The sequence below is a fragment of the Myceligenerans salitolerans genome, from assembly GCF_017349295.1.
GTDB classification, from domain to species: Bacteria; Actinomycetota; Actinomycetes; order Actinomycetales; family Cellulomonadaceae; genus Myceligenerans; species Myceligenerans salitolerans.
Window position 1 is genome coordinate 428,915 of record NZ_JAFMPK010000047.1, and the last position, 13,977, is coordinate 442,891.

The window sequence follows — 13,977 nt, forward strand, 5'->3', positions numbered from 1 at the left end:
GACCGTTGCGCGCGGGAGGCGCTCAGCGGTTCGCGCCGTACCTCGGCCGGGCTGGTCCGCCGCCCGCCGCGTACCCGGCCGGACGATGCCGACGGGTACGCGGCGGCGGACCGCTGTCGGTCTGCGGCCCTCCGGTGTGACCGCCCGTCAGCTGGCGATGCTGCCGCGGCGGGTGTGGAGCGCCTCCAGGGCCTCGGCGAGAAGCGCCGCGCCGTCCTCCTCCGAACGACGTTCCTTCACGTAGGCCAGGTGCGTCTTGTACGGCTCGTTGCGCACCGGTGACGGCGGGTTCGCCGGGTCCATCCCCGCCGGGTACCCGCACTGCGGGCAGTCCCAGTGCACCGGGGCCTCCACGTCCTCACCGACGGAGAAGCTCGGTGCCGTCTCGTGTCCGTTCGCACACCAGTAGGAGACCTTCACGCGCGGGGCAGCCTCGCCCCGCTCGGTCTCGCCCATGGGGCCGGCGCCTACCCGGCTACCCCTGATCGCATGCCCGCCAGATGCCACGTTCCTCGTCCCCTCCGTGAGGTTGGGTGGCCGACCGCCCGCGCGTCGGAAGCGCTCGGGTCAGCTGACCTTCTGAACCAGGCCGAGCAGCACGATGACCACGGTCCACACGAGCGCGAAGGCGACGGTGATGCGGTTCAGGTTCCGCTCGGCGACGCCGGAGGACCCGGCGCCCATGGAGATACCGCCGCCGAACATGTCGGAGAGACCGCCACCCTTGCCCTTGTGGAGCAGGACGAGCATGGTCAGGAAGGCACTGGTGAGCACCAGCAGAACCTGCAGGATGATGCGGAGCACGTCCACGAAAACTTCACGTCCTCATCGGTCGGTGTGCCGGAGATCACTCCGGCGGCGGATCGGGATCAAGGGTAAGCGAGGGATACCCCGGAGAACGAACCCCCAGGTCAGGAGCCCTGAACTGGGGGTTGTCCACCGGGTTCGAGTCTCTCACACGGCGGCGTGCCGCCGCGCGAGCGACTGTGGAGTGTCGGTGCGCGTCCTCACACGGTCACGTGCGACTGGTAGCGCACGATCCTGCCGAACTCCTCGGGGTCGAGGCTGGCGCCCCCGACCAGGGCACCGTCGACATCGGGCTGCGCCATGATCTGCGCGACGTTGCCCGACTTCACGGAGCCGCCGTACAGGACGCGCACGGCGCCCGCGAGCTCGGCGTCGTACAGCTCGGCGATCCGGGCGCGGATCGCGCCGCAGACCTCCTGCGCGTCCTGCGGCGTGGCGACCTCGCCCGTGCCGATCGCCCAGACCGGCTCGTACGCGACGACGACCTTCGCGACCTCCTCGGCCGAGAGCCCGTTCAGCGCGGCGTCGACCTGCGCGAGCGTGAAGGGAACCTGCTCGCCGGCCTTGCGGACGTGCAGCCCCTCCCCCACGCACAGGATCGGCGAGAGACCGTTCTTCAGTGCGGCGACCACCTTCGCGGCGACCAGCTCGTCGGACTCGTTGTGGTGCTCACGGCGCTCGGAGTGGCCCACCGCGACGTACGTGCAGCCCAGCTTGGCCAGCATCGGGCCGGAGACCTCACCCGTGAACGCGCCCGACTCGTGCTGCGACAGGTCCTGTCCGCCGTAGCGGATGTCGAGCTTGTCGGCGTCGACCAGCGTCTGCACCGAGCGCAGGTCGGTGAACGGCGGGAGCACCGCGACCTCGACCGCGGCGTAGTCGTGCTTGGCGTCCTTCAGCGTCCAGGCCAGCTTCTGGACCGTGCTGATCGCCTGCTGGTGGTCCAGGTTCATCTTCCAGTTGCCCGCCATGAGCGGCGTGCGGTTCTCTGCCATGGTTCCTCTTCTGCGTTGTTCGGTCAGGCCGGCACGTCGGGCCGGCTGCGTCAGGCCAGCACCGTGAGGCCCGGGAGCTCCTTGCCCTCGAGCAGCTCGAGGCTCGCGCCACCGCCCGTGGAGATGTGGCTGAAGCCCGCCTCGTCGAAGCCGAGCACGCGCACGGCCGCGGCGGAGTCGCCGCCGCCCACGATCGAGAACGCCCCGTTCGCGGTCGCGTCCACGATGCCCTGCGCGACGGTCCGGGTCCCGGCGGCGTAGTCGGCACGCTCGAACACGCCCATGGGACCGTTCCAGGCGATGGTCCGGGTGTCGGCCAGCTTCGCGGCGAACAGCTCGCCCGACGCCGGACCGATGTCCAGGCCGATCTTGTCCGCCGGGATGGCATCCGCCGGCACGACGCCGGCCGGAGACGGGGCGTCGAAGGAGTCCGCGACGACGACGTCGGACGGCAGCACGATCTCCACCCCGTTCTCCTCGGCGGTGGCCAGGTACCCCTTGACGGTGTCGATCTGGTCCTTCTCCAGCAGCGAGGTACCGACCTCCAGCCCCTTGGCCGCGAGGAACGTGAACACCATGCCGCCGCCGATGAGCAGGCGGTCCGCCTTCGTGAGCAGGTTCGCGATCACGCCGAGCTTGTCGCTCACCTTCGAGCCGCCGAGCACGACGGCGTACGGGCGCTCGGGGTCGCCGGTCGCGCGGGACAGCGACTCGACCTCCTTGAGCACCAGCTCGCCCGCGGCGGCCGGGAGGATCCGCGCGACGTCGTACACGGACGCCTGCTTGCGGTGCACGACGCCGAAGCCGTCGGACACGAACGCGTCCGCGAGCGCGGCGAGCTCGCCGGCGAGCGCCTCGCGCTCGGCGTCGTCCTTGGAGGTCTCGCGCGCGTCGAAGCGGACGTTCTCCAGGAGGGCGACCTGCCCGTCGGCGAGGTCGCCGACGACCTTCTGCGCGGACGGGCCGGTGACGTCGTCGGCCAGCGCCACGTCGGCGCCGAGCAGCTCGCCCAGACGGGCGGCGACCGGCGCGAGGGAGAACTCGGGCCTCGGCTCGCCCTTGGGCCGGCCGAGGTGGGCGGTCACGACGACGCGGGCGCCGGCGTCGGCCAGGCGCCGCAGCGTGGGCAGCGCGGCGCGGATGCGGCCGTCGTCGGTGATGACGGGCGCGCCGTCACCCTGGGCGAGGGGGACGTTGAAGTCGGAGCGGACGAGCACGCGCTTGCCGCGCAGGTCGCCCAGGGAGTCGATGGTCTTCATGGTGCTCAGAGCCCTTCTGGCAGTGCGGGTGTGCTCGTCGGCGGCGCGGGTGCGGGGTTCGGCCGCCCGGCTGTCTCGGCGGACAGAACGCGACCCCGGGGCCGGCACGGACGGCGGCGGGGCCGGCCGGGACCGTGACGGTCCCGGCGAAGCCCGCCGCCGGCCCGCGCTGCGGCCGCCCGGGGTCAGGAACGCGTCAGAGCTTCTCGCCGACGAACGTCGTCAGGGCGACGAGGCTGTTGCTGTAGCCCCACTCGTTGTCGTACCAGGACACGACCTTGACCTGGTCGCCGATCACCTTCGTGAGCTTCGCGTCGAAGATGCTCTGGTGCGGGTCCGTGACGATGTCGCTGGAGACGATGTCGTCCTCGACGTAGGACAGGACGCCCTTGAGCGTGCCCTCGGCGGCGGCCTTCACGGCGGCGTTGACCTCGTCCACCGTGACCTCCTTGGAGGCGGTGAAGGTGAGGTCCGTGGCCGAGCCGGTGATGATCGGCACGCGCACCGCGTAACCGTCCAGCTTGCCCTTGAGCTCCGGCAGCACGAGCGACACGGCCTTGGCCGCGCCGGTCGAGGTCGGCACCAGGTTCTGCGCGGCGGCACGGGCGCGGCGCAGGTCCTTGTGCGGGCCGTCCTGCAGGTTCTGGTCACCGGTGTAGGCGTGGATCGTGGTCATGAGGCCACGCTCGATGCCGATCGAGTCGTTCAGGGCCTTCGCCAGCGGGGCGAGGCAGTTCGTCGTGCACGACGCGTTCGAGATGATGTGGTGCGACGCCGGGTCGTACTGCTCGTTGTTGACGCCCATGACGAACGTGGCGTCCTCGTTCTTGGCCGGGGCCGAGATGATGACCTTCTTCGCGCCGCCGTCGATGTGCGCCTTGGCCTTCGTGGCGTCCGTGAAGAAGCCGGTGGACTCGATGACGATGTCAGCGCCCAGCTCGCCCCAGGGGAGGTTGGCCGGGTCGCGCTCGGCCATCGCCTTGATCGGCTTGCCGTCGACGATGATGTTCTCGTCGTCGTGGTCGACGCCCAGCGGGAACTTGCCGAGCACGGTGTCGTACTTGAGCAGGTGGGCGAGAGTCTTGTTGTCGGTCAGGTCGTTGACGCCGACGACCTCGATGTCCGCCCCCGACGCGATGAGCGCGCGGTAGAAGTTACGTCCGATGCGGCCGAAGCCGTTGATGCCGACGCGGATGGTCACGATGCCCTCCTCAGGCGCGCCGGCGTTCCCGACGCACACGGTTCGAATTCCTTGCGGGCTCCACCGCGCCCTGCCTGGGTGCGGCCTGGCGGGCGGTGCCGTTGTCCAGTGGTCGGCGCGATGCCGCTTGCTCGGCGGCGCCCTCCGCGAGGGCAGGTGGTGACCTGACCCGAAACGTGGAGGTCACACCGTCGTCACCTGACGCGACCGAGCCTATACCCGATGAGGGGACGCGCGTGACCCGAGGCGGACTAGCTGAGACGCGCTGTTTTGTCGGATCTCACAGATCGGGCCGTGCGGACCGGCGACCGTCCCGGGGGAAAGCGCTCGCCGGTCTGACCGGGCCTCACGAGCGCCGGCGAGCCGCACGGACCGCCTCGTAGCGGTCCAGCGCCACCACGCGTTCGTGCCGGTGGTCGACGACGGGCGCGGGATAGCCGTCGGGCGGTCCCCCGGGGAGCTTCCAGGGCTGGTGCACGGCCTTCCCGGCGATGCCCGCGAGTTCCGGCACGTACGTCCGCACGTAGTCGCCGTCCGGGTCGAACCGCTCCCCCTGCAGCACCGGGTTGAACACCCGGAAGTAGGGGGCGGCGTCCGTGCCGCTGCCGGCCACCCACTGCCACCCGTGCTGGTTGGCGGCGAGATCGCCGTCGACCAGCGCACGCATGAAGTGCCGCGCCCCCCACCACCAGGGCAGGTGAAGATCTTTCACCAGGAACGACGCCGTGATCATCCGCACGCGGTTGTGCATCCAGCCCTCGGCGAGCAGCTGCCGCATCCCGGCGTCGACGACCGGGAAGCCGGTGCGCCCCTCCCGCCAGGCGGCGAACAACCGGTCCGCCTCCGGGCCGCTGTCGGTGGCCAGGGCGTCGAAGGAGCGGTCGTAGTTGCGGCGGGCGGAGTCGGGCCGCTGGTCGAGGACGTCGGCGTAGAAGTCGCGCCATGCCAGCTCGGCGCGGAACGCATCCGCGCCGTCGCCGGTGCTGCCCGCCAGGTCGGCCAGGAGCGTCCGCGGGTGCACGCAGCCGAACTTCAGGTAGGGCGACAGCTTCGAGGTCCCGGGCCGGTCCGGGCGGTCCCGCCCGTCCGCGTAGTCCTCGAGTGCGTCCCGCCGGAACACCTCCCATCGGCGGTGCGCGGCCGCCTCGCCGGGATCGGGCAGTTCGGCGGTGACGGGCGGCTCCGGCGGGATCGGCGTGGCGGCGACCGCCAGGGTCGCGGGGTCGATCCAGTCGAGGAAGCCGGCGTCCGTGTCGGCCGGGGGCCTCCACCCGTGATCGGCCCAGGCCCGCCGGAACGGGGTGAAGACACGGTAGCGGCCCCCGTCGGCGGACCGGACCCGGCCCGGCGCCACCGCGTACGGGGACCCGGTCCGGACCAGCAGGCGGCCGTCCTCGCCCAGTGCCCGCTCGACGGCCTGGTCCCGCGCCTGGCCGTAGGGCCCGAAGTCGGCTGCGACGTGCACCTGGACGGCGCCGGCCTCGCGGGCGACCCGTGGGACGACCTCGACGGGGTCGCCCTCGACGACGAGCAGCCTCCCGCGCAGGCTCTCGTCGAGCGCCCGCAGGCAGCCGGACAGGAACCACCGGCGCGCCTCCCCCGCCGGCCGGACGAGGCGCGGGTCGAGCACGAACAACGCCAGGGCGCGCCTTCCCCGGCCCGCGGCGAGAAACGTGGGCTGGTCGGCGACCCGCAGGTCGCGGCGGAACCACACGAGAGCCGTGGACCCGGTCATGACGCGACGCTCCCCCGGCCGGCGCCACGGCCCGCACCCGCCCACCACACCGCTCCGAGCACGGCCGCCCCGGCGACCGCGGCCGCAACGGCCGCCGGCACGGACTGCGGCGCGCCGTCCCAGCGTGCCACCGCGATCCAGACCAGGCCCCAGGCGATGGCCGCCGCCACGGCGATCCGCCCTCCGCTCCGCACGGCCAGGACCACGCCGATCGCACCCACCACCGCCAGGACGGCCACGGCCCACCAGTCGGGCCCGATGCCCGCCCCGTGGAACCCGGACGCCGCGAGCGCGGCCGCGACGTTGGCGGCCGTGGCCACGCACACCCAGCCGAGATAGACCCCGAGCACGCCGTCCACGAGGACGCGTTCCACCGGCCCGTTCGGCCGGGACCGCACCAGGATCATGAAGACGCGGCCGAGCAGGGCGAGCAGTGCCGCGATGACCAGAACGCTGAGCCAGAGCCGGCCCGCCTGCACCACGAGGATCCATGCCGCGTTGAGCACCATGGTGCCGGCGACCGGCAACCGGAGGCGCCGCCTGCGGGCCTCGGCCGCGGGTGCCGGTGCGGGGAACCACTGCAGCACCGTGAACCCGGCGAGACCGAGATAGATGACGGTCCAGACCGAGAACGCCGTCGACGCGGGTGCGAGCGGTGTCGCGTCCGGTGCGAGAGCACCTCCCGCCGCCGAGGCGATCGGCGTCCCGCCGAACAGGCCGACGCCGATCATCGAACCCGTCACGCAGATCACGAGGCTGACCGTGACCACGATGCGCGGGACGACCAGGTCTGCGGATCTGCTGTGCGTCATGCATGCCTCCAGGAACGTCGGAACCGGCTCGTCGGCGCCCAGCGCAGGCGGCCGGCCAGGGTGATGTCTAGCCTATCTAGTAAGTTCCCGGGCTTCCTGTCCGGGATCCTCGTTTCCGCGACCGCCGGAACGTCGCTCGTGAGGCGGACCGGCAGCCCACCGGGTCACCGCAGCGCCGGCAGGACGTGCTCGCCGAACGCCGCGACGAACTCGTCCTGCCGGCGCCCGACATGATGCAGGTAGAGACGGTCGGCGCCCGCGTCGCGCAGGGCGGCCAGGTGCGCCGTCAGCTCGCCGAGATCCGCGGAGACCAGCACGGCGCGCCGGACCTGCTCGATCCCGACGTCCTGGCTGCGCACGTCGAACGCGCGCGTCGTCGGGATGTCCGCGACGACGTCGGGGGCGCCGGTGTTGGTGCGCCACTGGTCGAGCGCCACCGCCTCCGCCTCCGCCGTCGTCGGCGCCCACGACAGGTGGACCTGGACGGTCACGTCGCCCGCGCCTCCCTCCTCGCGGTAGGCCTCGATGATCCGGCGCAGCTCGCCCACGGGCTGGTTGACCGTGATCAGGCCGTCCGCCCAGGCGGCGTGCCGCCGTGCCGTCGCCGGTGTCAGCGCCGGGCAGAGCAGCGGAGGCACGACGTCGGGCAGCGTCCACAACCGGGCCTCGCGTGCGACGACCAGACCGGCGTGGTCCACCTCCTGGCCGAGCAGCAGCGCGCGGATCACCTGGACGCACTCCTCCAGCCTGCCGTCCCGCTCGGCCTTCGGCGGCCACGGGTCCCCCGTCACGTGCTCGTTCAGGTTCTCCCCCGAGCCCAGCGCCACCCAGAACCGGCCGGGGAACATCGCGCCGAGAGTGGCGATCGCCTGCGCCACGACGACCGGGTGGTAACGCCGGCCCGGCGCGCAGACCGTGCCGAACGACAGGCCGGTCACGGCGAGCGCCGCACCGAGCCACGACCATGCGAGCGGGGACTGGCCCTGCCGTGCGCTCCACGGCGCGAGGTGGTCGGAGCACATGGCGGCGTCGAACCCGGCGTCCTGCGCGAGCCGCGCCACACGCAGCCCCTCGACCGGATGCAGCTGCTCGTGGGAGACGTGGAAGCCGACGACGGTCACGCGTCGCCCTCGCTCCCGCGGTCGCCGGCGCCCCTGGTCCCTCGTGCGCCCGAGCTGCCACCGTCGCCGCTGCCCGAGCCGCCGTCGACGGTGCGGCGCAGCCAGCGGTACCCGTACCCCGCCAGGGGGATGCGGCCGTCCGCCTCCACCGCCGGGTAGTCCTGGTCGACGTGCACGTCGACGTAGCGCGCCGCGCCCTCACGCAGGGCGGAGATCTCGGTGTCGGGGAGGGTGGCGACGACCGGTTCGTCGGCGAGGTTCGCCAGCAGCAGCACGCTGGACTGCTCCACCTGGTAGCGCAGGGCCAGCACGGACGGTGCCCCGACGTCCCACGGCACCGGACGCGCCCGCCCCAGCTCGCTCAGGCCGAGCCGGGCGCGCACGAGGCCTCCGACCCGGCGCAGGAGTGAGCCGTCGCGGACGTTCTGCTCGTCCACGCTCACCCGGTCCGGCCCGTAGGGACCGGTGATCACGGGTGCCGCGAACGCGTCCCGCGGGGCGCGGGAGAAGCCGGCGGACGGCGTCGTGGACCACTGCATGGGCGTGCGCACGGCCTCGCGCTCCGGCCGGCCGAGGTCGTCCCCCATCCCGATCTCGTCGCCGTAGCGCAGCACCGGAGGCCCGGGCAGGGAGAACAGCACCGCGTGGGCCATCGCGAGACGCCGTGGGTCGCCCTCGAGCATCGGGGCCAGACGACGGCGGATGCCGCGATGGTAGACGCGCATGGAGTCCTCGGGCGCGAACGTGTCGAGCACCTCCTGCCGTTCCTCCGTGCTGAGCCGCTCCAGGTCCAGTTCGTCGTTGTTGCGCAGCCAGTGCGCGTACGTCGCCCCGGACGGCGGCTCCGGCTGGGTGCGCAGGGCCCGCTCCAACGGTTCCGCGCGGCCGCGCGCCAGGGCGAGGAACAGGTGGTTGTTCGTCCAGAAGTCGAGCAGCATGGTCATGCCGTGCTCACCGTCGGTACCGAAGTAGTCGGCGTACCGGTCCGGCTCGACGTCGACCTCCCCGAGCAGCACCGCGCCCGAACGCTGCGCGGACACCGCCGCCTGCAGGTCCCGCACGAGCCACTGCCCGTCGGTGTCCGGGCGGGCGGCCCGGGCTCGTTCGAGCATCAGGGGCACCGCGTCCACCCGGAAGCCGGAGACACCCATGCGCAGCCAGAACGACACGATGCGGTACAGCTCGTCGCGCACCCGGGGGTTGTCGAGCGCGAGGTCGGGCTCGTGCGAGTAGAACGCGTGCCGGTAGAACTGCTGCGCCTCCTCGTCCCACGTCCAGGTGCGGGGTTGCACGTCCGGGAACATCGGTTCGATGTCGTCGCGCGGCTCGTCGGACCACAGGTAGTAGTCGCGGTAGGGCGAGTCGCGGTCCCGGCGCGCCTCCTGGAACCACGGGTGCTGGTCGGAGGTGTGCTGCGTGACGAGCTCCACGAGCACGTGCAGGCCGAGGTCGTCGGCGGTCTCCAGGAGCCGCGCGACGTCGGCCAGGTCGCCCAGCCGGGGATCGACCGCCAGGTGGTCGGCCACGTCGTAGCCGCCGTCCCGGAACGGCGAGACGTAGAACGGCAGGAGCCACACGCACGTGACGCCGAGCCCTCGCAGGTAGTGCAGGCGCTCGATGACGCCCGGAAGGTCGCCCCACCCGTCGTCGTCCGAGTCGACGAACAGGCGCGGGTCGAGCTGGTAGACGACCGCGTCGGTGTACCAGGACGAGTGCATACGCGCCATCAGCCCTCGGAACCGGCGTGCCCGCCGGTACGGGGGTTCTGGGACGCGGGGTCGGTGTCCTGGTCGGGTTGGCCGTCCGCGCGCTGCTCGCGCGGGGTGGAGGACTCGTCGTCGTCGCTCCCGGCGGCCGCTCCGGTGCGCGGGTTGAGCTGCTCGGGGTCGCTGTCCGGGTCCTCGGCGGGGTCATAGCCAGGCTGGTCGGTCATGGTCGTCTCCTGTCCACGGGGCGTGGCCGGTGCTGGACCGCGGCTTGTTCTCGCACCGTGCCACGGGACGACGCCGCTCGCATTTCGCCGGAACCGGACGTGTGCCCGGTGGACGCGCGGCACCGCGCCCGGCCCGCTCCGCCCGGCGGAGTCCTCCGCCTCCGCTCGCTCCGGCACGCCGGGCCGGCGGGTCCGACGGCGGATCGCGGTCACCGGGCCAGTCGCTCGACCACCGTGCCGTACAGCCACGGCACACGCGCCGCAGCGGGCACGATCGCCGGACGGGCGGGGCTGGACGCCCAGGCGAGCAGGCCGCTGGTGAGCGCCCGGTAGTCGCGCGTCGCCGAGTGCCACGCGCGCTCGTACGCGACGGGGTCGTCCAGGTGCCGGACGACGGCGTCCGCCTGGGCGAGGCCCACGCGGACCCCCTCGCCCGTCAGGGCGTCGACGTAGCCCGACGCGTCGCCCACGAGCCGCACCCGCCCTGCCGCGCGCCGGAGCGACCGCCGGCGCAGCGGCCCGGCGCCCAGCACCGGCCCGGCCCACGCGCCCGTCAGCCGGGCACGGAGTTCGGGGAACTGCGAGCGCAGCACCGCCTCGAACCCGTCGCCGGAGGGCAGCGCCTCGCGAGGCCCGAGCAGCGCGACGCCGACGGTGTCGGCACCCACCGGCGTCACGTACGCCTCGGCGTCTCGCGACCAGTGCACCTCGACGAGCTCGCTCCACGGCGGTACCCGGAAGTGGCGCCGCAGGCCGTACCGGCGGCGCACCGCCCGGCCGCCGTGCCGCCCGGGGGCCGCATCGAGCCCCGCGAGCCGGCGGGTCGTGGAGTGCAGGCCGTCGCAACCGAGGAGCCAGCCCGCCCGGAGCGTGGCCCGAGCACGCTCGCCGCCCCGGCTCGTCGCGGCAGCGCCGGGCACGATGTCCACCTCGACGCCCCCGGCGTCCTGGCGCAGCGTCGTGACGCGGGCGTGCAGCAACCTCGCCCCCACGTCGGCGGCGCGGGACCACAGGGCCGCGTGCAGCGCCGTGCGCGGCACGCCCCGGCCGGGGCCGTCGGTGAACCGGTGGTCGGCACGGTGCCCGCGCGAGCGATAGCTGATCCCGGAGAGCGGATACCCGGGCGGGTCGGCGCCGAGCGCCTGGACGGCCCGCAGCGCCCCCGGGAGCAGCCCTTCCCCGCAGGCCTTGTCGAAGGTGCCCGTGCGCCGGTCCACGAGCAGCACGTCGAGTCCCGCGGCCCGCGCATGGATCGCCGCGGCCAGCCCGACCGGTCCGGCACCCACCACGACGACGTCCGCGTCCAGGCCACCGCGGCCCGTCCTGGTCACCGGGACCCGCCGGTGACCAGCCGCAGCGCACGCTCCTCGGCCGGGATGCGGAAGCGGCCCAGCAGCACCGCGTTGAGCACGGTGAAGCACGTGGCCGTGATCCAGCAGGTGTGCACCAGCGGGAGCGCGATGCCCTCGACCACGACGGCCACGTAGTTCGGATGGCGCAGCCACCGGTACGGTCCCCCGGAGACCAGCGGCAGCCCCGGCACCACGATGATGCGCGTGTTCCAGCGGTACCCCAGCGTGGCCACGCACCACCACCGCAGCCCCTGCCCGGCGAGCACCAGGACGAGCATCGGCACACCCAGCCACGGCAGGAAGGGCCGGCCGGCGACCACGGCCTCCACGACGCACGCGACCAGCAGTCCGCTGTGCAGGGCCACCATCGCCGGGAAGTGCCCCCTTCCCGACTCGACGCCGCCGCGCGCGAAGGACCATCGAGCATTGCGCGCCGACACGGCGAGCTCGGCGAGCCGCTCCACCGCCGTGGCGGCCACGAGCACCACGTAGAACCCCAGCATCTCAGCGCCCTTCCAGTCGCAGGAGCACCAGTTCACAGGCCACGCCCGGGCCGAACGCCATGAGCACCGCGGGCGAGCCCGGCGGCGCCTCCGACCTCGCGAGCGTCCTGGCCAGGACATCGAGCACGGACGACGACGACAGGTTCCCCGCGCATGCCAGACTCGCCCGGCTCTCCCGGACGGCCGCCTCGGGCAGCCCGAGGGCGTCCCGCACGGCGTCGATCACCTTCGGCCCACCGGCGTGCACGACCCAGGTCGGCACCTCGGCCGGCGTCAGCCCGTGCTCGACCAGCAGTCCCTTCACATCGGCGGGCAGATGCGCCCTCAGCAGGTCCGGCAACCCGGCGGACAGCACGATCGCGAACCCGCTGTCACGCACCTCCCAGCCGAGCGCCTCCGTGGTCCCCGGGTAGAGGTGCGAGCGCGTATCGACCAGACGGGCCGGGCGCGGCCGGGCGGCGGACGGATCCGCCACGGTGCGGGCGCGCGCGGCCCGTGCCAGCGGGTGCCCGGACCCCACGACGACGACAGCGGCCGCGCCGTCGCCGAACAGCCCGGACGCCACGAGGTTCGCCATCGAGTCGTCGTCGTGCTGGAGGGTCAGCGAGCACAGCTCGACCGACACCAGCAGCGCCACGTCGCGCGGATGGCCCAGCAGGTGGTCGTGGACGCGCGCCAGCCCGCCCGCCCCGCCCGCGCACCCCAGGCCGAACGATGGCGTCCGGCGCACGTCGCCGCGCAGCCCCAGGCGCTCGGACAGCAGGACGTCCAGGGACGGAGCCGCCACCCCGGTCACCGAGGTCGCGAACACGTGGTCGACGTCCCCCGGCTCGAGCCCGGCCGCGGTCAGCGCCCGCCGGCACGCGCGCTCGGCCAGGGCCGCACCCTCACGGACGAACACCGCGTTGGTGGCGCCCAGCGACCGCAGCCCCGCGTACTCCTCCAGCGGCAGCACCAGGTGACGATGATCCACCCCGGCGCTCCCGTGCAGGCGCCGCAACAGCGCAGCCCGGCCCGGGTCCGGTGCCACCAGCGGCCCCACGACCTCGGTGATCGCCTCCTGGGCATACACGTGCCCCGGCAGCACCGGCTCCACGGCCACGACGCACGACATCTCAGCATCCTGACGCAGGACCCGCCCACCCGCGCGCCGAGCACGCCGTACCACGTCCCGTGCCCGGGACGGCGGCGTACGCCCCCCCGCCGAGTGCGCACCCCGCGCGCCGACGGCGGCGCACGACTAGCGTGCCGCCCATGACCTCCGGCACGGAAACCCGCGCCCTCGCCCGCGGTCTGCTGCTGGCCTCCCACGCCGCCCCGGCCGCCGTCGTGACAGGTCTGGCCGCCGCGCTCTCCGTGGCACTCGGATCCGGCGCGGCCACCGTCGCGGTCGTCACGGTCGCGGTCGGCACCGGCCAGCTCTCCGTCGGATGGTCCAACGACTGGATCGACGCCGCGCGGGACACCGCCGTCGGACGTACCGACAAGCCCGTGGTGGCCGGCCTCGTCACCGCCCGCACCCTGCGCACGGCCGCGTTCGCGGCGCTCGCGGTGTGCGTGGTCGCGTCGCTGGCGCTGGGCATCGCACCCGGCGCGGTCCACCTCGTGGCGGTGGCCGGAGCGTGGGCGTACAACGCCCGGCTCAAGGCGACCGCCTGGTCCTGGGCTCCCTACGCGCTGTCGTTCGGGCTGCTGGCCGTCTTCGTCGTCCTCGCCGCCCCCGGGCCGCGCGTCCCCGCGGGCTGGGCCGTGGCCGCCGCCGCCCTGCTGGGCGTGGGGGCACATGTCGCGAACACGCTTCCCGACCTGGAGGACGACACGGCGACCGGGGTGCGAGGCCTGCCGCACCGGCTCGGCCGCCGCGCGTCCGGCGTGCTCGCTCCCTGCCTCCTGATGCCGGCGGCCGGCGTGGTGGTACTGGGTCCGGCCGGCGCACCAGGACCCGTGGAGTGGGCGGGAGGCGTCCTCGCCGCCGGCCTCGCGCTCACGGCGGGCGTCACGGCACTCACCCGGCCGCACAGCCGGGCGCCGTTCGGTCTCAGCATGGGCGTCGCGGTGGTGTGCGTGGCCCTGCTGGCGCTGGCCACCGCGGACATCGCGGTCGTGCCGTGACCTCCCGGTCCCCGTCGGGGACGACGGCGGCAGGCGTCCGGTGTCCCGCCGCGCGGCCCGGCCCGCGGGCTGGCGACCGCCGCCGATCGTGGGCACGCTGGACCCAGCCGACCAAGGAGGCGATCGTGGATGCCGGACGACTCCGGC

General features: G+C 73.8%; 14 protein-coding genes. 1 reads left to right on the top strand and 13 read right to left on the bottom strand.

All coding sequences use genetic code 11. The annotated features are described in order from the left end of the window. Positions 1-147: 147 nt before the first annotated feature. The 13 genes from J0911_RS15460 to J0911_RS15520 all read right to left on the bottom strand — a co-directional run bounded on the left by J0911_RS15460 (position 148) and on the right by J0911_RS15520 (position 12,832). Positions 148-507 carry an RNA polymerase-binding protein RbpA gene (locus tag J0911_RS15460; RefSeq protein WP_207276364.1) on the bottom strand — a complete coding sequence of 120 codons (360 nt, stop codon included), beginning with the start codon at positions 505-507 and terminating at the stop codon, positions 148-150. Positions 508-567: 60 nt separating this feature from the next. Next, on the bottom strand, positions 568-810 hold the full coding sequence (gene secG / locus J0911_RS15465; RefSeq protein WP_207276365.1) for a preprotein translocase subunit SecG: 243 nt from the start codon (positions 808-810) through the stop codon (positions 568-570). A 197-nt stretch (positions 811-1,007) separates the two neighbouring features. Beyond that, complete coding sequence (gene tpiA, locus J0911_RS15470) at positions 1,008-1,802, bottom strand: triose-phosphate isomerase (RefSeq protein ID WP_207276366.1); 795 nt, start codon at positions 1,800-1,802, stop codon at positions 1,008-1,010. Between the two features lie 50 nt (positions 1,803-1,852). Further along, positions 1,853-3,061 (bottom strand): phosphoglycerate kinase, encoded by a 1,209-nt coding sequence (locus J0911_RS15475; RefSeq protein ID WP_207276367.1) that lies wholly within the window; start codon positions 3,059-3,061, stop codon positions 1,853-1,855. A gap of 196 nt (positions 3,062-3,257) precedes the next feature. Continuing rightward, entirely contained in the window at positions 3,258-4,262 is a 1,005-nt protein-coding gene (gene gap / locus J0911_RS15480; protein WP_207276368.1) for a type I glyceraldehyde-3-phosphate dehydrogenase, read from the bottom strand. A 346-nt stretch (positions 4,263-4,608) separates the two neighbouring features. Next, positions 4,609-5,997: a cryptochrome/photolyase family protein gene (locus J0911_RS15485; RefSeq protein ID WP_207276369.1), complete on the bottom strand. Its 1,389-nt coding sequence runs from the start codon at positions 5,995-5,997 to the stop codon at positions 4,609-4,611. Beyond that, on the bottom strand, positions 5,994-6,809 hold the full coding sequence (locus J0911_RS15490; protein WP_207276370.1) for a TspO-related membrane protein: 816 nt from the start codon (positions 6,807-6,809) through the stop codon (positions 5,994-5,996). The genes J0911_RS15485 and J0911_RS15490 overlap by 4 nt, the downstream gene beginning before the upstream one ends. 164 nt (positions 6,810-6,973) lie before the next feature. Further along, positions 6,974-7,930 carry a TIGR03885 family FMN-dependent LLM class oxidoreductase gene (locus J0911_RS15495; RefSeq protein WP_207276371.1) on the bottom strand — a complete coding sequence of 319 codons (957 nt, stop codon included), beginning with the start codon at positions 7,928-7,930 and terminating at the stop codon, positions 6,974-6,976. Continuing rightward, on the bottom strand, positions 7,927-9,657 hold the full coding sequence (locus J0911_RS15500; RefSeq protein ID WP_207276372.1) for an alpha-amylase family protein: 1,731 nt from the start codon (positions 9,655-9,657) through the stop codon (positions 7,927-7,929). Before J0911_RS15500 ends, J0911_RS15495 begins: the two co-directional genes overlap by 4 nt. After that, positions 9,657-9,863, bottom strand: coding sequence for a hypothetical protein (locus J0911_RS15505; protein ID WP_207276373.1), 207 nt, complete (start codon positions 9,861-9,863; stop codon positions 9,657-9,659). Before J0911_RS15505 ends, J0911_RS15500 begins: the two co-directional genes overlap by 1 nt. Positions 9,864-10,072: 209 nt before the next feature. Continuing rightward, positions 10,073-11,194 carry an NAD(P)/FAD-dependent oxidoreductase gene (locus J0911_RS15510; RefSeq protein ID WP_307865113.1) on the bottom strand — a complete coding sequence of 374 codons (1,122 nt, stop codon included), beginning with the start codon at positions 11,192-11,194 and terminating at the stop codon, positions 10,073-10,075. Continuing rightward, the gene (locus J0911_RS15515) at positions 11,191-11,718 is read right to left on the bottom strand and encodes an isoprenylcysteine carboxyl methyltransferase family protein (protein ID WP_207276374.1); all 528 of its coding nucleotides are present in this window, start codon (positions 11,716-11,718) and stop codon (positions 11,191-11,193) included. The genes J0911_RS15510 and J0911_RS15515 overlap by 4 nt, the downstream gene beginning before the upstream one ends. A 1-nt stretch (position 11,719) precedes the next feature. Next, positions 11,720-12,832 carry a type III polyketide synthase gene (locus J0911_RS15520; protein WP_207276375.1) on the bottom strand — a complete coding sequence of 371 codons (1,113 nt, stop codon included), beginning with the start codon at positions 12,830-12,832 and terminating at the stop codon, positions 11,720-11,722. Positions 12,833-12,972: 140 nt separating this feature from the next. Here J0911_RS15520 and J0911_RS15525 point away from each other — a divergent pair, with 140 nt between their 5' ends. Further along, positions 12,973-13,830 (top strand): UbiA family prenyltransferase, encoded by an 858-nt coding sequence (locus J0911_RS15525; protein WP_207276376.1) that lies wholly within the window; start codon positions 12,973-12,975, stop codon positions 13,828-13,830. Positions 13,831-13,977: the final 147 nt, after the last annotated feature.